Origin of the sequence: Mycobacterium colombiense CECT 3035, from assembly GCF_002105755.1 — a bacterium.
GTDB classification, from domain to species: Bacteria; Actinomycetota; Actinomycetes; order Mycobacteriales; family Mycobacteriaceae; genus Mycobacterium; species Mycobacterium colombiense.
Map to the genome: position 1 here is coordinate 5,118,254 of NZ_CP020821.1, position 22,300 is coordinate 5,140,553.

Genomic DNA, 22,300 nt, shown 5'->3' on the forward strand with positions numbered 1-22,300 from the left:
CCGAGCAGACGAGCTTGCGCATAACCCGACATTAAATGCGGTACCGCCGGTACCGCAACCGCCGGGGTGGCGGCGGGCGCCGGTCCGTGCGGCTGCGGCGGCCGCCCGTGAAAAGATCGGTGCATCATGAGCACCGCTACCGGATCCAGCCGGATTTTCTCCGGCGTGCAGCCCACCTCCGACTCGCTTCACCTGGGTAACGCGCTGGGCGCGGTCACGCAGTGGGTCGCGCTGCAGGACGATCATGACGCGTTTTTCTGCGTGGTCGACCTGCACGCCATCACCATCCCGCAGGATCCCGAGGCGCTGCGCCGGCGCACCCTGATCACGGCCGCCCAGTACCTGGCGCTGGGCATCGATCCGGCCCGCAGCACCGTGTTCGTGCAGAGTCACGTGCCCGCGCACACCCAGCTGGCCTGGGTGCTGGGCTGCTTCACCGGCTTTGGGCAGGCCTCGCGGATGACGCAGTTCAAGGACAAGTCGCTGCGGCAGGGCGCCGATTCCACCAACGTGGGGTTGTTCACCTATCCGGTGCTGCAGGCGGCCGACGTGCTGGCCTACGACACCGATCTGGTGCCGGTGGGCGAGGACCAGCGTCAGCATCTCGAGCTGGCGCGCGACATCGCCGAGCGATTCAACAGCCGCTTCCCGGAGACGTTCGTGGTGCCGGACATGCTCATCCCGAAGGCCACCGCGAAGATCTACGACCTGCAGGACCCGACGTCGAAGATGAGCAAGTCGGCGGCCACCGATGCGGGGCTGATCAACCTGCTCGACGCACCGGCGGTGTCGGCCAAAAAGATTCGCTCCGCGGTCACCGACAGCGAACGCGAGATCCGGTTCGACACCGAGGCCAAGCCGGGTGTGTCCAACCTGCTGAGCATTCAGTCCGCGGTCACCGGCGTGGGGATCGAGGAGCTCGTGGGAGGCTATGCCGGAAGGGGTTACGGCGATTTGAAGAAGGACACCGCCGAGGCGGTCGTCGAATTCGTCGCCCCGATCAAGGCCCGGGTCGACGAACTGACGGCCGATTTCACCGAATTGGAGGCCGTGCTCGCGGCCGGCGCGGAAAAGGCCAACGATGTGGCCGGGAAAACGGTCCAGCGGGTTTACGATCGGCTTGGGTTTCTTCCACAACGGAGCTAGAACCGCTACTCATTTGGAGTCGTGCGATGAGTGAGCCGGCCAAGCCGGGCTTTTTCGATCGGCTGCGCGCGCGGTACGGGTGGATCGATCACGTCATCCGCGCCTACCAGCGTTTCGACGAGCGCAACGGCGGGTTCTTTGCGGCCGGCCTCACCTACTACACGATCTTCGCGTTGTTTCCTTTGTTGATGGTCGGTTTCGCGGTCTTCGGGTTCGTGCTGGCCCGTCGGCCAGAGTTGTTGAGCACGATCGACGACCACATCCGTTCCCAGGTGACCGGCACGCTGGGTAATCAGCTGCAGGAGTTGATGAACTCGGCCATCGACGCCCGGACCTCGGTCGGCGTGATCGGTCTGGCCACCGCGGTGTGGGCGGGTCTGGGCTGGATATCTCACCTGCGCCAGGCGCTGACGGAGATGTGGTGGGACGAGCAGATCGAGTCACCGGGCTTCGTGCGCAACAAGTTTTCCGACCTGCTGGCGATGGTGGGGACGTTCGCGGTGATCGTGGCCACTGTCGCGCTGACCACCGTCGGCCATGCCGTGCCCATGCGCGCGCTGCTGAAATGGCTTGGCATACCGCAGTTCGTGGTGTTCGACTGGCTCTTCTGGCTGTTCTCGATCCTGATCGGGACGCTGGTGTCGTGGCTGCTGTTCACCTGGATGATCGCCCGCCTGCCCCGTGAGAAGGTCAGCCTTGTCGATTCGATGCGGGCCGGGCTGATCGCGGCGATCGGCTTCGAGGTGTTCAAACAGGTCGCCTCCATCTATCTGAAGACGGTGCTGCGCAGCCCGGCCGGCGCGGCCTTCGGCCCGGTGCTGGGATTGATGGTGTTCGCCTACATCACCGCGTATCTCGTGCTGTTCTGCACCGCCTGGGCGGCGACGGCGTCCAACGACCCGCGCAGTCAGCCCGTCGCGCCTCCGGCCCCGGCGATCATCGCGCCGCACATACAGATGGATGAAGGCCTCAATACCCGCCAGACCCTGACCGCGATGGGATTGGGGGCCGTTGTGGCGCTGGCGTTTTCCCGTCTCGCCCGGTGGCTGCGCTAGCCGGTCAGCTTCAGGCCCGCGACGCAGGCCACGATCCCGCCGATCAGCACCAGCTTGATCAACGACGCCGGCTCGTCGCCGATCAGCATCGCGTATGCGACGGTGAGCACCGCCCCGATGCCGACCCAGACCGCATAACTGGTTCCGACCGGCAGGGTGCGCATGGCCACCGCCAATCCGGTCATCGAAAGCGCCACGGCGACAAGGAATACCAGCGACGGACCGAGGCGGGAGAAGCCATCGGATTTGTTCAGGGCCGTCGCCCACACCGCCTCGAGGACTCCCGACACAATCAGGACGAACCAGGCCATCACGCACCTCCACGGCGCCCGTCTTGTCGCCGGCCGGGTACGGGCCTGGTGTCAGGTGCCGACGGGATCGATGCTAACAAACATCCGACGGCGGACTGCGCCAGGCGCCGCGCACCATGACGTCCGAGACGCCTAAATGCTCATCCAGCACAACAAGATTGGCATCATAGCCGGCGGCCAGCACGCCCACCCCCGGCAGGCCGAGGGCGCGCGCCGGCGTCGCGGCGGTCGTCTGCACCGCGGCGGCAAGGCCGGCGCCGGCGTGCACGGTGCGGAATAGCCGGTCCATGGTTGCGGTGCTGCCCGCGATCGTCGACGTCCCGTGCACCCGTGCGACACCGGCGGCGACGTCGACGCGCACCGACCCGAGCCGGAACGCGCCGTCGGGCCGGCCGGCCGCGGCGATCGCGTCGGTGATCATCGCGACCCGATCGGGTCCGGCGGCCGCGATCACCGCCGCCACCACGTCGGGGTGCAGGTGCACGCCGTCGGCGATCACCTCGACGGTGACGCCCGGGTCGCGCAGCAGGGCCAGCGCCGGGCCGGGCTCGCGATGGTGCAGCGGTGGCATCGCGTTGAACAGGTGGGTGCCGACCGTGGCACCCAGCGTGATGGCGTGCCGGGTCTGCTCGTAGGTGGCGCCGGTATGCCCCACCGCCACAACGACTCCCGCGTCCACGAAGCGCCGGATCGCCGCGTCGGCCCCGGGTAGCTCGGGTGCCAGCGTCACCATCCGGATGGTGCCGGCGCCCGCGTCCAGCACCGTGTCGATCTCGGCGGGGTCCGGCTCGCGCATCTTCGCGCGATCGTGGGCTCCGCAGTGCGCGCGGCTCAGCCACGGCCCCTCCAGGTGGACGCCCGCGACCGTGCCCCGGCGGGTGGCGTCGGCGAGCGCGCGCACCCCGGCGAGCAGTTCGGCCGGGGACGCGGTCACCAGGCTGGCCAGCGTGGTGGTGGTGCCGTGCCGCAGGTGGAATCCGGCGGCGCCGGCGATGCCGTCGGCTTCGGTGTAGGACGCGCCGCCGCCGCCGTGCACGTGCATGTCGATAAAGCCCGGCACCACAGTGCCATCGGGGAAGTCCCGGTCGGCCGCCCCGGGCGGCGGGCCGGGCGCGCAGGCGGCGATCCGTCCGCCGGAGGTCTGCAGCCAGCCGGGCCGGCAGACCTGACCGTCGAGCACCATGGTGCCCGCGGCGATCACGACCATCGGCCGCCGTTTTCCCAGAAGTGGCGGATGTCCTCGAGCTGGCGGCCCTTGGTTTCCGGCGCGTAGCGGTACACGAAGACGAACGCGACCGCCGCGAGCGCCGCGAACAGCGCGAAAGTCCCTGCGCCGCCCAGTGAATGGAGCAGGCTCAGGAAGACGGCGGCGATGATGGCGTTAGCCACCAGGTTGGAGGTCAACATGGTGCTCGACCCGATCGAGCGTAGCCGGGACGGGAAGCTTTCGCTGGCGTACACCCAGCCCAGCGAGCCGAAGCCCATCGTGTAACCGATGATGAACAGCAGGATGCCGGCGAAACCCGCGATCGCGCCGCCGAAGCCCTGACCGAACACTGCCATCAGGACGACGTCGGCGACGATCATCATGGCGGTGCCCCACAACAGGATTGGTCGCCGGCCCACCCGGTCGACCAGCAGCAGCGCCGCGCCGACGGCCGCCAGCCCGGCGACCTGCAGCAGGGCCGGCAGCCCGAGCAGCGCGAAATTGCCGGTGAAGCCCATGGCCTCGAAGATCCGGGGGCTGTAGTAGATGATCGCGTTGATCCCGGTGATCTGGATCAGGAACCCGAGCACCACCACGAAGGCGGTCGCCCGCAGGTACGGGGGTCGCAGCATCTCGGTGAACCCGCCCCGCGCACCGGGCGCGGCCTCGCTCAACGCGCGGCCGATCTCGGCGAGCTCGTCGTCGACCTGCGCGGTGGGCTCTACCCGCAGCAGCGCGCTCCGGGCGTCGTCCAGCCGGCCCTTCAATACGTACCAGCGGGCCGTGTCGGGCATCCGAATCATCAACGGCAGCAACAACATTGCCGGTACGCAGGCCAGCCCCAGCATCCACCGCCAGCTGTGGGTGCCGGCCAGCAGGTAGCCGGTCAGATAGCCGACGATCAGGCCGCTGACGATCGCCAGCTGATAGGCCGTCAGCAGCGAACCGCGCACCGCCGTCGGCGCCGATTCCGCCACGTAGACCGGGACCACCACCACGGTCACGCCGATGGTCAGCCCCAGCAGCAGCCGCGCCGCCAGCAGCATCGGCAGCGAGACCGAGAACGCGGCCAGCAGCGCGAAGATCGTGTAGGCGAACAGGATCAGGACGACCGACCGTTTCCGCCCGATCACGTTGGCCAGCACGCCGGCGCCCAGCGCCCCGGCGATCTGGCCGAGCACCACCATCGTGGTCAGCAATTCCTGCTGGCGCGTGGACAATCCGAAGTCCTCGGTGACGAACAACTGCGCCCCGGCGATGATGGACAGGTCGTAGCCGTAGATGACGCCCACGCTGGCCGCGGTCAGCCCGACCAGCAGTCCGCGCCGCGATCCGCATGCCACGGCGTTCAGCGGTGAAGTGGTCGGCGGTTCATCGAGCGGGCCATCATGATCAGCGCGAACACGACGATGGTCCCGATCACCGCCACGCCCACCCGGATCGGCAGGGCGTCCGCCGACGGGATGATCCCGCCGGCCGCGGCGTTGGTCGCCAGCGGGTCGGCGGCGTCGTGCTTGGCCGGCGCCAGGGACGGGTCGGGCGCGATCAGCGAGCCGACCTGCGTGCCCTGTGGCGTGGAGAAGCCGTAGTCCAGCAGGTGCGCGGCCTGTTCCCACGGCGCGATCGGCACCCGCGTCCCGTGCAGCAGCACCGCCACCAGCCGTCGACCGTCGTGGTTGGCCGCACCCACGAACGTCTGGCCCGCGTCGTCGGTGTAACCGGTCTTGCCGCCCAGCGCGCCGGGATACTTGTAGAGCAGCTGGTTGTCGTTCTCCAGCTCATAGCCCGGGTGATCGCCGTGGCCGGGAAAGTCGAAGGTCCGCGTCGCGACGATGTCGGCGAACGTCGGGTTCTGCCACGCGTAGCGGTAGAACAGCCCGATGTCGTAGGCCGAGGTGCTCATTCCCGGCGCGTCCAGCCCCGACGGCGACGCCACCCGGGTGTCGGAGCCACCCAGCTTGGCGGCCAGCACGTTGATCTTCTCCAGCGCCGGCTCCATGCCGCCCAGCTGCATGGACAGCGCATGGGCGGCGTCGTTGCCGGAGTGCATCAGCAGCCCGTGCAGCAGCTGGTTGACGGTGAAGACGCCGCCCTCCTCGACGCCGACCTTGGTGCCCTCCGCGGCGGCGTCGTCGGCGGTTCCGGGGACCGACTTGTTCAGGTTGAGCGCGTTGATGGAGGCCATCGCGACCAGCACCTTGATGATGCTGGCCGGGCGGTGCCGCCCGTGCGGGTCCTTGGCCGCGATGACCGCGCCGCTGTCCAGGTCCGCCACCAGCCAGGCCTCGGCGGACACGTCGCCCGGCAGTGGCGGCGTATTCGGCGCGGCGACGACGCCGCAGCTGCCCAGCGCGTCACCGCCGACCGGCTTGGCGGGCACCGCCAGCGGGATCGGCGGGTCGCCGGCGGTGGGCGCCTCCGACGAGTCCACGGCCTTCGGGGTGTTCACCCGGTACGGGCAGTCCGGGGGCGCGGCGTTGGGTTCGGCGCCGGGTTCGGCATTCGCGAGCGGCGTGCCGAGCGGCAATGTCGCCGGTGCTGCCAACGTGACCGGGGCGGCCATCAGGAAAAGGGCCGCTGCCAGGCATGATGCGGAACGTAACAGGGTCATCGTCTGTGCACAGTAAGCGATCGGCGGCCCGAATCCGGGGAGCCGCGCTGTGACTGGTGATGCGGATGTTACAAATTCGTCGACGCGCGGGGGAGGTGTCCAGCCCCTACACTGACGGCTATTCCAAAAGACGGGTTGTGGTTCAGGCGGCGGGGCCCCCGCGACGGTGCCGGGGCGCCCGGTCCCCGGCCGCTGCAGGATCTGCTCAAGCTTGTCGAGAAGGCGACGCAGGTGCGGCGTTCCGGGCTGGACCAGGCGCTGGCCGAGCTGAAGCTGCACCGTGACGCCGCCACCGACGCCGAGTTGCGGTCGGCGCTGGCCTGGCTGTGCAACGCCGTGACGCGGTTCGGCCGCAACCCGAGCGCCACGCACGCCCGCGAGGTGGTGATGGCCGCCGACGCGGTGCGGCGGGCACCCGCCGGCTAGCGAGGCTTACAGCGTGGTGGCGGCCAGGTCCACGTGGGCCAGCGCCGGGTAGTTGATCGTGCCCATCCAGAGCCGGCCGGCCGCCTCGACCAGGCCGGTGACGGAGCCGAAGTCCGGATGCTCGGTGCGCAGGCCGGCCACCGCCGCGCCGCTGTCCGGGTCGAACGCGACCGCCCAGATCTCCGGCTTGATCCGCGGTTGCAGCCGCTCGGGCAGCCGCCACACCACCTTGCGGATGATCGGGGCGCGCGGGAACAGCGATTCCAGCGCCGGGTTCGCCTCGGCGACCAGCGCGGTCCAGATGCGGCCGTCGGCCCCGGTGGACAGGTTGTCGGGCATGCCCGGCAGATGCACCGCCAACGGCGTCACCGATCCGGCCCGCGGCCCGGTCAGCCAGTACTTCGACAGCCGGCGCGCCAGCGTCTCGGCGAACACCAGCGCCGACCCGTCGGCCGTGGCCGTCACCCCGTTGGCGAAGTACAGCCCGTCGGCCACGGTGGTGACGGCGCCGTCCGGGTCGAGCCGGTACAGGCCGCCGGTTGCGCGTGCCTCCACGATGGGCGCGGTGAAGTGCTCGAAATGGTAGTCGCTGGTCGACTCGGTGAAATAGATTGTGCCGTCTGCAGTTTCGGTGACGTTGGAGCAGAACTTGAGCCGCCTGCCGCCGACCGATTCCACCAGAACGTCCAGTGTGCCGCCGTCGGGGTGCAGCGCGAGCAGGCCGCGATGGCTGTCGCAGATCAGCAGCCGGCCGTCGCGGGCGACGTGCAGGCCGAGCGGCCGGCCGCCGGTGTCGGCGATGACTTCGGGGGCGGTGGCCCGGCCGTCGTCGGCGGGGATCCGCACGATGCGGCCGTCCTCCAGGCCGGTCCACAGGCGGCCGGCCGCGTCGACGACCACGTCCTCGGGGCCGTTGCCGGGCAGCGGGACGACGGTGACGCCGGGCGCCGGCACGCCGGGCAGCGTGTCGACCGGCGGCGGCTGCCAGCGCACCGGGCGGATGCGGGGTTTGCGCGCCATGCCCAGGACTTTAGAGCCGCGCGTGGGTCCGCGTCAGCACCTCGCGCAGGATGGCCTCGATGGTGTCGAATTCGGCCTGGCCGCTGATCAGCGGCGGCGCCAGCTGGATGACGGAATCGCCGCGATCGTCGGTGCGGCAGTACAACCCGGCCTCGAACAGCGCCGCACCGACCCGGGCGAGCAGCGGCCGGCGCTCGTCGTCGGTGAAGGTCTGCTTGGTCGCCTTGTCCTTGACCAGTTCCACGCCGTAGAAGAAGCCCTCGCCGCGCACGTCGCCGACGATGGGCAGGTCTAAGAGCTTGTCCAGGGTGGCGCGGAACGCGGGGGCGTGGGTCCGGACGTGGTCGTTGAGGCTCTCACGCTCGAAGATGTCGAGGTTGGCCAGCCCGACCGCCGCCGAAACCGGGTGGCCGCCAAAGGTATACCCGTGCGGGAACATGGTGGAGCCGTCGTTGAACGGCTCGAACAACTTCTCGCTGGCGATCATGGCGCCGATCGGTGAGTAGCCCGACGTCATTCCCTTGGCGCAGGTGATCATGTCGGGCACGTAGCCGAAGTCGTCACAGGCGAACATCGACCCGATCCGGCCGAACGCGCAGATCACCTCGTCGGAGACCAGCAGCACGTCGTAGTTGTCGCAGATCTGGCGCACCCGTTCGAAATAGCCTGGGGGAGGCGGGATGCTGCCGCCCGCGTTCTGCACCGGCTCCAGGAAAACCGCGGCCACGGTGTCGGGGCCTTCGAACTCGATGGCCTCGGCGATCCGGTCGGCGGCCCACTGCCCGAAGGCCTTCGGGTCGGATCCGAACGGTTCGGGCGCGCGGTAGAAGTTGGTGTTGGGCACCCGGAAGCCGCCGGGCGTCACCGGCTCGAAGGGCGCCTTGTACTTCGGCAGCCCGGTGATCGCCAGCGCACCCTGGGTGGTGCCGTGGTAGGCGATCGCGCGCGAAATCACCTTGTGCTTACCGGGTTTGCCGGTGAGCTTGAAGTACTGCTTGGCCAGTTTCCATGCGGTTTCGACGGCCTCGGTGCCGCCGGTGGTGAAGAAGACCCGGTTCAGGTCGCCGGGGGCGTAGCCGGCGAGGCGTTCGGCGAGCGCGATAGCGGGGGGAGTCGCGTAGCCCCACAGCGGGAAGAACGCCAGCGTGCCGGCCTGCCGCGCGGCGACCTCGGCGAGTTCGGTGCGGCCGTGCCCGACCTGCACGGTGAACAGCCCGGACAGGCCGTCCAGGTAGCTCTTGCCGCGGTCGTCGAAGATGGTGACGCCCTCGCCGCGGGTGATGATCGGCGCCGTGATGTCCGGGCCGTGCCGGGCGAAATGCAGCCACAGGTTGTCAGTCATCTTGCCGCTGAGCGTAGCCTCGCGATATGACCGCGGCGCAGCAGGTCAGCGAGTTCGAGTCGCTACGGCCCCATCTCATGTCGGTCGCCTACCGGCTGACCGGCACGGTCGCCGACGCCGAGGACATCGTGCAGGACGCCTGGCTGCGCTGGCACCGGCAGGACCCCGGAAAGGGATCGGAGATCACCGACCTGCGGGCCTGGCTGACCACGGTGGTGAGCCGGCTGGGCCTGGACAGGTTGCGGTCGGCCGCGCATCGTCGCGAGACCTACACGGGCAACTGGCTGCCCGAGCCGGTGGTCACCGGGTTCGGAGATTCTGCAGCCGACGATCCGCTGTCCGCGGTGGTGGCCGGCGAGGACGCGCGGTTCGCGGCGATGGTGGTGCTGGAGCGGCTGTCACCCGATCAGCGCGTCGCGTTCGTGCTGCACGACGGGTTCGCCGTGCCGTTCGCGGAGGTGGCCCAGGTGCTGGGGACCAACGAGGCTGCCGCCCGCCAGCTGGCGTCGCGGGCCCGCAAGGCCGTCTCGGCCGAGGCGCCACCCGAGCCCGATCCGGCGCACGCCGAGGTGGTCGGGAAGTTGCTGGCCGCCATGGCATCCGGCGATCTGGAGGCCGTGGTGGCGCTGCTGCATCCGGACGTGATCCTGACCGGCGATGCGAATGGCAAGGCGCCCACCGCAATCAACGTCATCCACGGCGCGGACAAGGTGGCCCGGTTCTTCTTCGGCCTGGCCCAGCGTTACGGCCCGGCGATGTTCACCTCGTATCAGCTGGGGCTGGTCAACGGGGAGCTGGGCGGCTACACCGCGGGCGTGCCCGCCAGCGACGGCTATCGCGAGTTGATGCCGCGGATCATGGCCGCGACGGTGCGCGACGGAAAGGTCTGCGCCCTTTGGGATGTCGCCAACCCCGACAAGTTCAGCGGCTCCCCGCTGCGGGCTCGTTGAGCTCGGCGGTCTCGGTGGCCCAGGGAATGCGGCAGGCGTCACCGGAATTGAAGCCCTGCTCGGTGATGCCCAGCGCGGTGTTCATCCGGGCCCGCATGTTCTCCACCCCGATCTGGTAGGTCAGTTCGATGACCCCGGCGTCGCCGAAGCGGGCCCGCAGATCGGCGACCTGCTCGTCGGTGACGGTGTGCGGATCGGTGGTCACCGCGTCGGCGTAGGCGATGGCCGCGCGCTCGTCGTCGCTGAACGCCGGTGAGCTGGCGTAGTTGTCGATGTCCTTGAGGCGCTGCATGTCCAGGCCGTCCAGCCGCTGCAGCATGGACCCGAAGTCGACGCACCACGAGCAGCCGACCGTGCGTGCGGTCCAGAACACCGCGAGCTCGCGCACGCTGCCCGGCAGCGTCTTCGACGCCCGGTCCAGCATGGTCTCGTGCACGGCGCCGGCGATCATCAGCCCGCGATGGTGCGCGGTGACCGCGAAGGGTTCGGGAACTTGGCCGTAGCGGCGCTTGGCGATCCGGTACATGGCCCGGATCAGCAATCCGGCGCGCTTGGGGGGCAGGGGCTCGATGCGGGTTTTCTGTGTCATACCCGTCAGACGAGACAGGGCCGCGATGTGTGACGGGCGCGGGCGCCGGCTAGCGGGAGAACATGATCGCGCGCTTGACCTCTTGGATCGCCTTGGTGATCTCGATGCCGCGGGGGCAGGCCTCGGTGCAGTTGAACGTGGTGCGGCAGCGCCACACCCCGTCGACCTCGTTGAGGATGTCCAGGCGCTCGGCGGCGGCCTCGTCGCGGCTGTCGAAGATGAAGCGGTGCGCGTTGACGATCGCCGCCGGGCCGTAGTAACTGCCCTCGTGCCAGAAGATCGGGCAACTGGTGGTGCACGCCGCGCACAGGATGCACTTGGTGGTGTCGTCGTAGCGGGCGCGGTCGGTGGGGCTCTGAATGCGTTCGCGGGTGGGCGGGTTGCCGGTGGTGACCAGGTACGGCTTCACCGCGCGGTAGGCGTCGAAGAACGGCTCCATGTCGACCACCAGGTCCTTCTCCACCGGCAGCCCGCGGATCGGTTCGACGGTGATCGTCAGCGCCTTACCCGGCTTTTTCGGCAGCAGGTCACGCATCAGCACCTTGCACGCCAGCCGGTTGACACCGTTGATGCGCATGGCGTCCGATCCGCACACCCCGTGTGCGCAGGAGCGCCGGAAGGTCAGCGTCCCGTCCAGGTAGCTCTTGATGTAGATCAGCAGGTTGAGCATCCGGTCGCTGGGCAGGCAGGGCACCCGAAAGCTTTGCCAGCCACCGGTTTCCGCGAAGGCGTCGGGCTGGTCGGGATTGAACCGGGCGATCTTGACCGTCACCATCACCGCGCCGTCGGGAATCGCCGGCAGCGGCGGGTCCAGGCTGGTCTCGACCTCGGCTGCCTCTTCGGTTCCGGCGCTCTCGGCCATCAGTACTTCCGTTCTTTGGGTTCGTAGCGCGTCTGCACCACCGGCTTGAAGTCCAGCGCGATGTCGCTCAGCAGGTCGCTGCCCTGCTTGTAGGCCATCGTGTGGCGCATGAAGTTGACGTCGTCGCGGTTCGGGTAGTCCTCGCGGGCGTGGCCGCCGCGCGACTCCTTGCGATTGAGCGCACCGACCACGGTGACCTCGGCGAGCTCCAGCAAAAAGCCCAGCTCGATGGCCTCCAGTAGGTCGCTGTTGAATCGTTTTCCCTTGTCGTGCACGCTGATTCGGGCGTAGCGCTCCTTGAGGGCGTGGATGTCGGTGAGCGCCTGCTTGAGCGTCTCCTCGGTGCGGAACACCGCGGCGTTGTTGTCCATCGACTGCTGCAGGGCGATGCGGATGTCGGCCACGCGCTCGTTGCCGTGCTCGCTCAAGATGTCGCCGACCCAGCCGACGACCATCGCCTCGGGCTGCGGCGGCATGTCCACGAAGTCATGCCCCCGCGCGTAATTGGCCGCGGCGATGCCGGCCCGCCGGCCGAACACGTTGATGTCCAGCAGCGAATTGGTGCCCAGCCGGTTGGCCCCGTGCACCGACACGCACGCGCACTCGCCGGCCGCGTACAGCCCCGGCACCGTGGAAGTGTTGTCCCGCAACACCTGTCCGGTGACCGTCGTCGGGATGCCGCCCATCACGTAGTGGCAGGTCGGGTAGACGGGGACCAGCTCGTGCACCGGGTCAACGCCCAGGTAGGTGCGGGCGAACTCGGTGATGTCGGGCAGCTTGGCCTCCAGCACGTCCTCGCCGAGGTGGCGGACGTCGATGTAGACGTAGTCCTTGTGCGGGCCCGCGCCGCGGCCTTCCAGGACCTCCAAAACCATGGAGCGGGCCACGATGTCGCGCGGGGCCAGGTCGACGATCGTGGGGGCGTAGCGCTCCATGAAGCGCTCACCCTCGCCGTTGAGCAGCCGGCCGCCCTCGCCGCGCACCGCCTCGGAGATCAGGATGCCCAGGCCCGCCAGGCCGGTCGGATGGAATTGGTGAAACTCCATGTCCTCCAAAGGAAGTCCCTTGCGGAAGACGATGCCGATGCCGTCACCGGTCAGGGTGTGCGCGTTGGAGGTGGTCTTGTACATCCGGCCCGAGCCGCCGGTGGCGAGCACGACCGCCTTGGCGTGGAAGACGTGGATGTCGCCGGTGGCAAGCTCGTAGGCGACCACGCCGGTGGCCACCGGCCCGCTGGGCGTCTGCGTCAAAACCAGGTCCAGCGCATAGAACTCGTTGAAGAACTGCACGTCGTGCTTGACGCAGTTCTGGTACAGCGTCTGCAGGATCATGTGGCCGGTGCGGTCGGCGGCATAACAGGCGCGGCGCACCGGGGCCTTGCCGTGGTCGCGGGTGTGCCCGCCGAACCGGCGCTGATCGATGCGGCCCTCGGGGGTGCGGTTGAACGGCATCCCCATCTTCTCCAGGTCCAGCACCGCGTCGATGGCTTCCTTGCACATGATCTCCACGGCGTCCTGGTCGGCGAGGTAGTCGCCGCCCTTGACCGTGTCGAACGTGTGCCATTCCCAGTTGTCCTCTTCGACGTTGGCCAGCGCCGCGCACATGCCGCCCTGGGCGGCGCCGGTGTGGCTGCGGGTCGGGTAGAGCTTGGTCAGCACCGCGGTGCGCACCCGCGGACCCGCCTCCACCGCGGCCCGCATGCCGGCACCACCCGCGCCGACGATCACCACGTCGTATCGGTGTTGCTGGATCACGGCTTAGCCTCCGATATTGGGGTCGAATGTCAGCAGCACATAGGTGCCCAGCACCAACGTGAAGCCCATGGACAACAGCAGCAGGCTGTTGAGCCAGAACCGGGTGCTGTCCTTGCGGCTGTAGTCGTCGATGATGGTGCGCAGCCCGTTGCCGCCGTGCAGCTGCGCCAGCCACAGCAGCGCCAGGTCCCAGAACTGCCAGAACGGCGACGCCCAGCGCTGCGCCACGTAGTTGAAGTCGATGCGGTAAACGCCGTTATCCCACATCAGCATGATGAACAGGTGGCCGATCGCCAGCACGAACAGCGCGATCCCGGAGAACCGCATGAACAGCCAGGCGAACTTCTCGAAATTGGGGATGCCGGCCCGCCGCCGCGGTGAGCGGGGGTTGTCCAGGCTGGCGGGACGGTCGTAGAGGCGCTGTTTGACCGGGGCGACCTCGCCCCGGCCCAGCTGCAGGTCCGGACTGCTCATCGGAAGTGCTCCATCATGTGGATGACGGTCACCACGCCGGCGGGGACCATCAGCAGCAGGAACACGATGCCGACGATCCAGAACATCAGCTTCTGGTGGCGCGGCCCCTCGGACCAGAAGTCGATCAGGATCACCCGGATCCCGTTCAGGCCGTGGAAGAGCACCGCCGCGACCAGGCCGTATTCCATCACGCCGACGATGGGCATCTGGTAGTCGTGGATCACCGCGTTGTACGTCTGCGGGCTCACCCGCAGCATCGCGGCGTCCAGCACGTGGACGAACAGGAAAAAGAAGATCGTCGCGCCGCTGATCCGGTGCAGCACCCACGACCACATGCCGGGGTCGCCGCGGTACAGCGTCCGTGGTGGCCTGCGCTTGCGCGAGGGAGCCGATCCCTGTGCCGCCGGATCCGCGGTCGTCGGTTGCGTAGTCACCCCAGTCCTCACCGCCTTCTTCCGACTTCAACGTCAGCCACTCCGGGCACTTGAGCTTAGCTCGGACACGGTGTGACTTGCGCCAATGTCCGCCAAGCGAAATGCCGTTTTGCGACTAGGGTTGCTCTCGGAATCGACGATGGGTGAACGGGGTTTCGTTATGCCTGAGATCGACTGGAATATGTTGCGGGACAAGGCAATCGACGTCTCTACGGGTGCCTACGCACCCTACTCGCGGTTCCGGGTCGGGGCGGCCGCACTGGTCGACGACGGCCGCGTGGTCACCGGCTGCAATGTGGAGAACATCTCATATGGCCTTGGTCTCTGTGCCGAGTGTGCGGTGGTGTGCGCCCTGCATTCCACCGGCGGTGGCCGCCTGGTGGCGCTGGCATGCGTGGACGGACGGGGATCGGTGCTGATGCCGTGCGGGCGGTGCCGTCAGGTGCTGCTCGAACACGGCGGCGCCGAGCTGCTGATCGACCACCCGGGCGGGCCGCGCCGGCTCGGCGACCTGCTGCCGGACGCCTTCGGCCCCGACGACCTGACCGCGGGGCGCGGCTGAACGCCTTCGCCCAACCGGCGCGGCCGTGGCTTGCTGAGCGTTGCCGGTCGGCTTACCGTCATGCGTGTGCAACGGGGGAGCGCGCCGCCGGCGGGATCGCTGCCCAGACGTGTTGTCGCCGGGCTGATCGCTGCGGCTATGGGAGCCGCGGGATGCGCGTCGCACCCGCCCACCGCAAAACCGCCGTCTCCGATCCCGTCGTCGGCATCGGCGTCGTCCTGGGTGGAGGACGCCGTCTCCTTCTCGGTGGCGGATATGACGGTGTACGGCACGTTGCGTCATCCGGCGGGGCACGGCAGGGCCGTGCCTGGAGCGCTGCTGATCGCCGGAAGCGGGCCGACGGATCGCAACGGTGACTCGGCCGCCATGCCGGGTCAGGTCGATACGCTGCGGAACCTGGCGCGGGCGCTGTCCGACGACGGAGTCGCCAGCTTGCGCTACGACAAGCTCGGCACCGGTCAGACCGGGCTGGGCCCGTACGCGACCGACCCGACGAAGGTCGATATCGGCGTGTTCCAGGACGAGGCGACCGCCGCGTTGAACTTCCTGGCCGGCCAATCGGGCATCGACCGGACCCACCTGATGGCGCTCGGCCACAGCGAGGGCGCCCTCTACGCGATGATGCTGGCCACCGCCGCGCCCGGGACCGCCCCCGCGATACAGACCCTGGGCCTGGTGGAGCCGGCCAGCCGCCGCATCCTCGACCATGTGTCCGAGCAGGCCCACGCCCAGGCCGACGCGGCCGTCAGGTCCGGGCGGGTCACCGCCGCGCGGGCCGCCGAGAACACGGCGGCGATCGATGACGCGATACGGGAGTTCCGCGCAACCGGCCAGGTCCCGCCCGACGAACCGCCGGGGCTGAGGCCGGTGATCAACGCCACCAATGCGCATGCTCTGTTGCAGGAAGACGCGATCGATCCGGCGGCGTTGGCCGCCAAGCTGCCGCGCGACATGCCGGTGCTGGTCACCTGCAGCGACGCCGACCTGCAAATCACCTGCCAGGACGTCGATTCGCTGGTATCCGGCCTGACCAGCGCGGGCACCAAGACCGACTACGTCCACCTGACCGGGGTGGACCATGTCCTGAAGGAAGACGCCAGCCGAACGCCGGCCAATTACGCGAAGCCCTTGCCGTTCTCCACCCAGCTCGTCGGCGCGCTGGCCTCGTTCCTCAAGGAGAACGGGATGACACCCTGAGCCTTGGGGACCTACGTGACTGAGTCCGCGTTCGACGCGCCCACGGTGATCAGGACCAAGCGCGACGGCGGCCGGTTGTCCGACGCCGCCATCGACTGGGTGATCGGCGCCTACACCGACGGCCGGGTGGCCGAGGAGCAGATGGCGGCGCTGCTGATGGCGATCCTGCTGCGCGGTATGGACCCCGGCGAGACCGCGCGGTGGACGGCGGCGATGCTGGCCTCGGGCGACACGCTCGACTTCGGCGACCTGGGCCTGACCACGGTCGACAAGCATTCCACCGGCGGCGTTGGCGACAAGATCACCCTGCCGCTGGTGCCCGTCGTCGCCGCCTGCGGAGCCGCGGTCCCGCAGGCGTCGGGACGCGGGCTCGGTCACACCGGCGGCACCCTGGACAAGCTGGAGTCCATCGCCGGGTTCAGCGCCGAGCTGTCCAGCCGGCGGGTGCGCGAGCAGCTGCGCGACGTGGGCGCGGCCATCTTCGCCGCCGGCGACCTGGCGCCGGCAGACGCCAAGCTCTACGCGCTGCGCGACATCACCGCCACGGTGGAATCGCTGCCGCTGATCGCCAGCTCGATCATGAGCAAGAAGCTGGCCGAGGGGGCCGGCGCGCTGGTGCTCGACGTGAAGGTCGGCTCCGGGGCGCTGCTGGCCTCGGAGGCGCAGAGCCGCGAACTGGCGCACACGATGGTCGAGCTCGGCGCGGCGCACGGGGTGCCCACCCGCGCGCTGCTGACCGACATGAACCGGCCGCTGGGGGCGACCGTCGGCAATGCCCTGGAGGTCGCCGAGTCGCTCGAGGTGCTGGCCGGGGGCGGCCCGCCCGACGTCGTCGAGCTGACGCTGCGGCTGGCCACCGAGATGCTCGAGCTGGCCGGGATCGACGACCGCGATCCCGCCGACACCCTGCGCGACGGCACCGCGATGGACCGGTTCCGCCGGCTCATCGCGGCCCAGGGCGGCGATTTGACGGTGCCGCTGCCCGTCGCCGGGCATGCCGAGACCGTGATCGCCCCCGCGGGCGGCACAATGGGCGATATCGACGCGATGGCAGTGGGGCTGGGGGCATGGCGGCTCGGTGCGGGCAGGTCCCGCCCGGGTGAGCGCGTGCAGTTGGGCGCGGGTATCCGCATCCACCGCCGCCCCGGCGAGCCGGTCACCGCCGGTGAGCCGTTGTTCACCCTCTACACCGACACCCCGGAGCGCTTCGCCGCCGCGCTCGCCGAGCTGGACGGCGGGTGGAGCGTCGAGCGCACACCTCCGGCCTCCCGACCCCTGATCATCGATCGGATCGTCACATGACCACACCGCTGGGACTCGAGCAGATCAGAAAGGCCCCCAAGGCCCTGCTGCACGATCACCTCGACGGCGGGCTGCGCCCGTCGACCGTGCTGGACATCGCCGCGCAGGTCGGCTACGACGGGCTGCCCGCCACCGACGTCGACGAGCTGGCGACGTGGTTTCGCACCCGTTCGCACAGCGGCTCTTTGGAGCGCTACCTGGAGCCCTTTTCGCACACCGTGGCCGTGATGCAGACGCCCGAGGCGCTGCATCGGGTGGCCTTTGAGTGCGTGGAGGATCTGGCCGAGGACTCGGTGGTCTACGCCGAGGTCCGGTTCGCGCCCGAGCTGCACATCGATCGCGGGCTGTCCTTCGACGAGATCGTCGAGGCCGTGCTGGCCGGGTTCGCCGACGGCGAGAAGGCGTGTGCGGCCGAGAATCGGCCGATCGTGGTGCGCCTGCTGGTCACCGCGATGCGGCACGCGGCGGTCTCCCGCGAGATCGCCGAGCTGGCGATCCGGTTCCGGGACAAGGGCGTCGTCGGCTTCGACATCGCCGGCGCCGAGGCCGGCAACCCGCCGACGCGGCACCTGGAAGCGTTCGATTACATGCGAGACCACAACGCGCGCTTCACCATTCACGCCGGTGAGGCGTTCGGCCTGCCGTCCATTCACGAGGCGATCGCCTTCTGCGGCGCGGACCGGCTGGGCCACGGGGTGCGCATCGTCGACGACATCGAGGTGTCCGACGACGGGCGCGTCCGGCTGGGTCAACAGGCATCCATCTTGCGGGACAAGCGAATTCCGCTGGAACTGTGCCCCAGCTCCAACGTGCAGACCGGTGCGGTCAAGAGCATCGCCGAGCATCCGTTCGATCTGCTGGCCCGCGCCCGCTTCCGGGTAACCGTCAACACCGACAACCGGCTGATGAGCGACACCTTCATGAGTCGCGAAATGCACCGGCTCGTCGAGGCTTTCGGCTACGGGTGGAGCGACCTCGAGCGCTTCACCATCAACGCGATGAAGTCCGCGTTCATCCCGTTCGACGAGCGGCTGGCGATCATCGACGAGGTGATCAAGCCGCGCTATGCCGTGCTGATCGGCTAGGCCCGTCTGAGCCGGGTTCCCCGGAGCTATCGATCAGTCTGCGGCACGAGCGCCAAATCCAGTGGCCCAGAACGGGTCCGGTTGGGCCGAGAGGCCCATGGCCCGCACCGTGCTGGCCAGGTGGGTCTGCACCGCCCGCAGTGCGCGCGGTAAGTCGCCGTCGCGCAAGGCTTCCGCGATGTCCCCGTGCTCAGCCATGATCGTGGCGACCCGATCGGGTTCGCGCAGCGCCGATTCCCCGATCATCCGCATCTGGCGGTCGCGCAATGTCGAGTAGAAGGCCGACAGGATGGCGTTGCCGGACTCTTCCAGGGTGATGGCGTGGAAGGCCCGGTCGGACTCCAGGAACTCCCGCCAGTCGGCCGCCGCCACCGCGTCGCGCTGCCGGCGCAGCTCGCCCGACTGCCGTTCGAAGACCACGGCGCAGACGGCCGGACCGCGACCGATCACCTTGCCGGCCGCGAACTGCTCGAGCACCAGCCGGGCCTCCATGACCGCCCGCACCTCGTCGGGCGAGACCGGGACCACCAGGGCGCCGCGCTGTGGATAGAGCCGCAACAGCCCCTCGGCCTCCAGTCGCAGGAACGCCTCGCGCACCGGGGTGCGCGACATCCCGAGCGCGGTGGCGACGTCGCCCTCGCTGATCAGCTCGCCGCCGGGGAACTCGCCGGTGAGGACCTGCGTCTTGACGTAGTCCAGCGCGCGGTCCTTGGCCGTGCCCGCCCGGGGATCCTTTGCTGCCACGACGCCCTTCTCTGGTAGCTAAGTCGTATCTCACGCGTGGTCATGACGGTACACCCGGGCGATCTACCTGCGGGGATTGGCGGCGGTTGACACTGAGATACAAGATAAATACTATTCAGATACGAGATGTACTCTTACCGAAGGAGGCCGCAGATGCCCCAGCAGTTGGTGGTGCCGAACCTGGACCCGACGATCCCGGCGCCGATGATCAACGTGGCCGAGTACGGCTTCGAGGGCCGTTTCGAGGAGTGGGCGCAGCAGGCCGAATACTTCGAGTACTCCAAGGCGGCCAACCCGATCGGATCCGGCCACGTCCCGCCCGTTCCGCTGCGGCGCTTCGATCCCGAGATCTACCTCGGCGCGCCGACCGGGGTGATCCCGTTGGACCTGTCGCAGGAACTGGGCATCGACACCGGCGCGGCGACCAGCCCCGCGCTGCTGGCCAACTTCGTCAGCATCCGCGCCACCGAGCAGGTCGACACCAGCCCCAACGCCACCTCGCAGCTGTACTACGTGCTCTACGGCCGCGGCTTCGCGGCGGTCAACGGCCGGCTGGTCGAGTGGGAGAAGGGCGACTTCCTCACGCTGCCCGCCGGCAGCCAGTCGGTGTTCTACGCCGCCACCGACACCGCCATGTACTGGGTGCACGACGAACCGCTGATGAGCTACCTGGGCGCCGACGCCACCCGGCCGCGGTTTGAGGCGACCAAGTTCCGCCGCGCCGACGCCGTGGCCAAGCTCGAGGAGATCGCGTCGCGTCCCGGCGCCAACGACAAGAGCCGGGTGAGCGTGCTGCTGGCCAACGCCAACCAGGAGCAGACGCTGACCATCACCCACGTGCTGTGGGCCATGTTCGGCGTGCTGCCGCCCAACCAGGTGCAGCGCCCGCACCGGCACCAGTCGGTCGCGCTGGATCTCATCCTCGACGCCCCGGAGTCCGGCTGCTACACGCTGCTGGGCACCCGCCTCGACGCCCGCGGCGACATCGTCGACCCCGTCCGGGTGGACTGGAGAGCCGGCTGCGCCTTCACCACCCCGCCGGGCATGTGGCACGCCCACTACAACGAGACCGACGAGCCGGCCCACCTGATCCCGGTCCAGGACGCCGGGCTGCAGACCCACCTGCGCAGCCTGGACATCAAGTTCACCCAGCGCCGCGATCTCGTCGCCGGGTAGTCCCCGGCGGCGGTCCATGCACCGCCGGAGTTCGACGCATAGTGTGGCTGGACATGAAGGTGCCCCTGCTGGGACCGGTGTCGCTCACGGGCTTCCAGAACGCCTGGTTCTTCCTGGTCCTGCTGATCGTGCTGCTGGTGATCGGCCTCTACGTCGTGCAGCAGTTCGCCCGTCGTCGCCGGGTGCTGCGCTTCGCCAACATGGAGGTGCTGGAGCGGGTGGCGCCGCCGCGGCCCAGCAAGTGGCGGCACGTGCCGACCATCCTGCTGGCGATCTCGCTGGTGTTGCTGACCACCGCGATGGCCGGGCCGACGTCGGACGTCCGGATTCCGCTCAACCGTGCGGTCGTGATGCTGGTGATCGACGTGTCGGAGTCGATGGCCTCCACCGATGTGCCGCCCAACCGCCTGGACGCGGCCAAGGAGGCCGGCAAGCAGTTCGCCGACCAGCTGACCCCGGCGATCAACCTGGGGCTGGTGGAGTTCGCGGCCAACGCCACGCTGCTGGTGCCGCCGACGACCAACCGCAGCGCGGTGAAGGCGGGCATCGACAGCCTCAAGCCGATGCCCAAAACCGCGACGGGAGAGGGCATCTTCACCGCTCTGCAGGCGATCGCGACGGTGGGTTCGGTGATGGGCGGCGGCGACGGGCCGCCGCCGGCGCGGATCGTGCTGGAATCCGACGGCGCCGAGAACGTGCCGCTGGACCCCAACGCCCCGCAGGGCGCGTTCACCGCGGCCCGGGCCGCCAAGGCCGAGGGCGTGCAGATCTCGACGATCTCGTTCGGAACCCCGTACGGCACCGTTGACTACGAGGGCGCCACCATCCCGGTTCCGGTGGACGACCAGACCCTGCAGAAGATCTGCGAGATCACCGATGGCCAGTCGTTCCACGCCGACAGCCTGGACTCGCTGAAGAGCGTGTACTCGACGCTGCAGCGCCAGATCGGCTATGAGACCGTGAAGGGCGACGCGAGCCTGGCCTGGATGCTGCTCGGCGCCTTCGTCATGGCCGGCGCCATCTTGGCCGGCCTGCTGCTGAACCGCAGGCTGCCCGCCTGACTGCGCTCAGCTGGGCAGGCGCCGGTTGATCAGCAGCGCCAGCGCCGTCGCGATCAGGGCGGTCAGCACGCCCAGGCGCAGCCAGCCGGCGCTGCCCGGCCCCGGCACGGTGCGGTAGCCGATCTCGTTCTCGATGGCGTTGTAGCTCTTTTCCAGCTCGCCGAGGGTGGTGGCGGTGTAGGACTGCCCGCCGGACAGCTTGGCGACCGTCTTCATCTGGTCGGTCGAGACCGGGACGGCGACGCGCTGCCCGTCCATCTCGATCTCGCCGCCCTTGGTCCCGAACGAGATGGTCGAGATGGGCACGCCCTCGTCCTTGGCCAGCCGCGCCGCGGTGTAGACGCCGTCGTGCGGATCGCTGGGATTGGAGGGCTTGTTCTCGCCGCCGTCGGAGAGCAGCACGATGCGGGCGGGTGGCGGTTTGTCGCCGCCGGCGACCGCGGTGGCGCTGATCGCGTGCAGGGCGGTGAAGATCGCCTCGCCGGTGGCGGTGCTGTCGGCGAAGTCCAGCTTCTTCAGCGCGTCGATGGTGGCCTGGTGCTGCGGGGTCGGCGGCACCAGCAGATAGGGCGTGCCGGCGAACCCGACCAGCCCGAGGTTGATGCCGGGCGTGAGCTGGCCCGCGAACTGCGTGGCGGCCTGTTCGGCGGCCTTGAGCCGGTTGGGTTCGACGTCGGTCGCCCGCATGGACTGCGACATGTCGATCACCAGCATGATGACGGCGCGGTTGCGCGGGATGCGCATGTCGTGGGTGGGGGTGGCCAGCGCGATGGTCAACAGCGCCAGGCACAGCAGCGACACCGCGATGGGCAGGTGCCGCCACGGCGACTGCGCGACGGGGGTGTCGGTGTAGCGGTGCAGCCGGCGGCGGCGCCGCGCCTGGACCAGGACGTAGACGGCCAGCAGTGCCAGGGGCACCAGGCCGAACAGCAGCAGGACCGGACGCTGGAACCCGTAGAGAGGTAGCGGGCCGATACCGGGAAGCGACACGT

The 22,300-nt window shown here is 69.2% G+C and carries 22 protein-coding genes and 1 pseudogene; 10 read left to right on the forward strand and 13 right to left on the reverse strand.

What is annotated here, in order from left to right; genetic code table 11:
• Positions 1-126 precede the first annotated feature (126 nt).
• Both trpS and yhjD read left to right on the forward strand, forming a co-directional pair.
• Complete coding sequence (gene trpS, locus B9D87_RS24185) at positions 127-1,146, forward strand: tryptophan--tRNA ligase (protein ID WP_007773329.1); 1,020 nt, start codon at positions 127-129, stop codon at positions 1,144-1,146.
• Between the two features lie 26 nt (positions 1,147-1,172).
• Entirely contained in the window at positions 1,173-2,201 is a 1,029-nt protein-coding gene (gene yhjD, locus B9D87_RS24190) for an inner membrane protein YhjD (protein ID WP_007773328.1), read from the forward strand.
• On the opposite strand, the gene B9D87_RS24195 is transcribed toward yhjD, so the two are convergent.
• From B9D87_RS24195 to B9D87_RS24210, 4 genes are all read right to left on the reverse strand, one after another.
• Positions 2,198-2,512 (reverse strand): DMT family transporter, encoded by a 315-nt coding sequence (locus B9D87_RS24195; protein WP_007773327.1) that lies wholly within the window; start codon positions 2,510-2,512, stop codon positions 2,198-2,200. The genes yhjD and B9D87_RS24195 overlap by 4 nt on opposite strands.
• A gap of 73 nt (positions 2,513-2,585) precedes the next feature.
• Positions 2,586-3,719 (reverse strand): N-acetylglucosamine-6-phosphate deacetylase, encoded by a 1,134-nt coding sequence (gene nagA, locus B9D87_RS24200; RefSeq protein ID WP_007773326.1) that lies wholly within the window; start codon positions 3,717-3,719, stop codon positions 2,586-2,588.
• On the reverse strand, positions 3,710-5,062 hold the full coding sequence (locus B9D87_RS24205; RefSeq protein WP_007773325.1) for a sugar porter family MFS transporter: 1,353 nt from the start codon (positions 5,060-5,062) through the stop codon (positions 3,710-3,712). The genes nagA and B9D87_RS24205 overlap by 10 nt, the downstream gene beginning before the upstream one ends.
• Before the next feature lie 5 nt (positions 5,063-5,067).
• A complete protein-coding gene (locus B9D87_RS24210) occupies positions 5,068-6,330 on the reverse strand; it encodes a D-alanyl-D-alanine carboxypeptidase family protein (RefSeq protein WP_040630956.1) in 1,263 nt (420 codons plus the stop codon).
• A 135-nt stretch (positions 6,331-6,465) separates the two neighbouring features.
• On the opposite strand from B9D87_RS24210, the gene B9D87_RS24215 reads away from it, so the two are divergent.
• Positions 6,466-6,756 (forward strand): hypothetical protein, encoded by a 291-nt coding sequence (locus tag B9D87_RS24215; RefSeq protein ID WP_007773323.1) that lies wholly within the window; start codon positions 6,466-6,468, stop codon positions 6,754-6,756.
• 6 nt (positions 6,757-6,762) lie between these two features.
• Here the strand turns inward: B9D87_RS24215 and B9D87_RS24220 are convergent, their stop codons facing one another.
• Both B9D87_RS24220 and B9D87_RS24225 read right to left on the reverse strand, forming a co-directional pair.
• Positions 6,763-7,776 carry an SMP-30/gluconolactonase/LRE family protein gene (locus B9D87_RS24220; RefSeq protein ID WP_007773322.1) on the reverse strand — a complete coding sequence of 338 codons (1,014 nt, stop codon included), beginning with the start codon at positions 7,774-7,776 and terminating at the stop codon, positions 6,763-6,765.
• A 10-nt stretch (positions 7,777-7,786) separates the two neighbouring features.
• The gene (locus B9D87_RS24225; protein WP_007773320.1) at positions 7,787-9,118 is read right to left on the reverse strand and encodes an aspartate aminotransferase family protein; all 1,332 of its coding nucleotides are present in this window, start codon (positions 9,116-9,118) and stop codon (positions 7,787-7,789) included.
• A 26-nt stretch (positions 9,119-9,144) separates the two neighbouring features.
• Here B9D87_RS24225 and B9D87_RS24230 point away from each other — a divergent pair, with 26 nt between their 5' ends.
• The gene (locus B9D87_RS24230) at positions 9,145-10,068 is read left to right on the forward strand and encodes a sigma-70 family RNA polymerase sigma factor (RefSeq protein ID WP_007773315.1); all 924 of its coding nucleotides are present in this window, start codon (positions 9,145-9,147) and stop codon (positions 10,066-10,068) included.
• Here the strand turns inward: B9D87_RS24230 and B9D87_RS24235 are convergent.
• From B9D87_RS24235 to sdhC, 5 genes and pseudogenes are all read right to left on the reverse strand, one after another.
• Positions 10,040-10,672, reverse strand: a pseudogene (locus B9D87_RS24235) (carboxymuconolactone decarboxylase family protein); the annotation flags it as partial. The gene B9D87_RS24230 and the pseudogene B9D87_RS24235 sit on opposite strands and share 29 nt — an antisense overlap.
• 34 nt (positions 10,673-10,706) lie before the next feature.
• A complete protein-coding gene (locus B9D87_RS24240; RefSeq protein WP_007773312.1) occupies positions 10,707-11,519 on the reverse strand; it encodes a succinate dehydrogenase iron-sulfur subunit in 813 nt (270 codons plus the stop codon).
• Complete coding sequence (gene sdhA / locus B9D87_RS24245; RefSeq protein ID WP_007773311.1) at positions 11,519-13,273, reverse strand: succinate dehydrogenase flavoprotein subunit; 1,755 nt, start codon at positions 13,271-13,273, stop codon at positions 11,519-11,521. Before sdhA ends, B9D87_RS24240 begins: the two co-directional genes overlap by 1 nt.
• Positions 13,274-13,276: 3 nt before the next feature.
• Positions 13,277-13,747: a succinate dehydrogenase hydrophobic membrane anchor subunit gene (locus tag B9D87_RS24250; RefSeq protein WP_007773310.1), complete on the reverse strand. Its 471-nt coding sequence runs from the start codon at positions 13,745-13,747 to the stop codon at positions 13,277-13,279.
• Positions 13,744-14,082 carry a succinate dehydrogenase, cytochrome b556 subunit gene (gene sdhC, locus B9D87_RS24255; protein WP_007773309.1) on the reverse strand — a complete coding sequence of 113 codons (339 nt, stop codon included), beginning with the start codon at positions 14,080-14,082 and terminating at the stop codon, positions 13,744-13,746. The genes B9D87_RS24250 and sdhC overlap by 4 nt, the downstream gene beginning before the upstream one ends.
• Positions 14,083-14,341: 259 nt before the next feature.
• On the opposite strand from sdhC, the gene B9D87_RS24260 reads away from it, so the two are divergent.
• The 4 genes from B9D87_RS24260 (at position 14,342) to B9D87_RS24275 (ending at position 18,327) form a co-directional block, all read left to right on the forward strand.
• On the forward strand, positions 14,342-14,743 hold the full coding sequence (locus B9D87_RS24260) for a cytidine deaminase (protein WP_007773308.1): 402 nt from the start codon (positions 14,342-14,344) through the stop codon (positions 14,741-14,743).
• Between the two features lie 66 nt (positions 14,744-14,809).
• Entirely contained in the window at positions 14,810-15,940 is a 1,131-nt protein-coding gene (locus tag B9D87_RS24265) for an alpha/beta hydrolase family protein (RefSeq protein ID WP_148664710.1), read from the forward strand.
• A 15-nt stretch (positions 15,941-15,955) separates the two neighbouring features.
• Positions 15,956-17,242: a thymidine phosphorylase gene (locus B9D87_RS24270; protein WP_007773305.1), complete on the forward strand. Its 1,287-nt coding sequence runs from the start codon at positions 15,956-15,958 to the stop codon at positions 17,240-17,242.
• Entirely contained in the window at positions 17,239-18,327 is a 1,089-nt protein-coding gene (locus tag B9D87_RS24275; RefSeq protein ID WP_007773304.1) for an adenosine deaminase, read from the forward strand. Before B9D87_RS24270 ends, B9D87_RS24275 begins: the two co-directional genes overlap by 4 nt.
• Positions 18,328-18,360: 33 nt before the next feature.
• Here B9D87_RS24275 and B9D87_RS24280 read toward each other — a convergent pair whose 3' ends face one another.
• A complete protein-coding gene (locus B9D87_RS24280) occupies positions 18,361-19,071 on the reverse strand; it encodes a GntR family transcriptional regulator (protein WP_007773301.1) in 711 nt (236 codons plus the stop codon).
• A 153-nt stretch (positions 19,072-19,224) separates the two neighbouring features.
• Here B9D87_RS24280 and B9D87_RS24285 point away from each other — a divergent pair, with 153 nt between their 5' ends.
• Together B9D87_RS24285 and B9D87_RS24290 are read left to right on the forward strand one after the other, a co-directional pair.
• Positions 19,225-20,247: a cupin domain-containing protein gene (locus tag B9D87_RS24285; RefSeq protein ID WP_007773300.1), complete on the forward strand. Its 1,023-nt coding sequence runs from the start codon at positions 19,225-19,227 to the stop codon at positions 20,245-20,247.
• Positions 20,248-20,300: 53 nt separating this feature from the next.
• Positions 20,301-21,308 carry a VWA domain-containing protein gene (locus tag B9D87_RS24290; protein WP_007773299.1) on the forward strand — a complete coding sequence of 336 codons (1,008 nt, stop codon included), beginning with the start codon at positions 20,301-20,303 and terminating at the stop codon, positions 21,306-21,308.
• A 6-nt stretch (positions 21,309-21,314) separates the two neighbouring features.
• Here the strand turns inward: B9D87_RS24290 and B9D87_RS24295 are convergent, their stop codons facing one another.
• A complete protein-coding gene (locus tag B9D87_RS24295) occupies positions 21,315-22,298 on the reverse strand; it encodes a VWA domain-containing protein (protein ID WP_007773298.1) in 984 nt (327 codons plus the stop codon).
• Between the last annotated feature and the right edge of the window lie 2 nt (positions 22,299-22,300).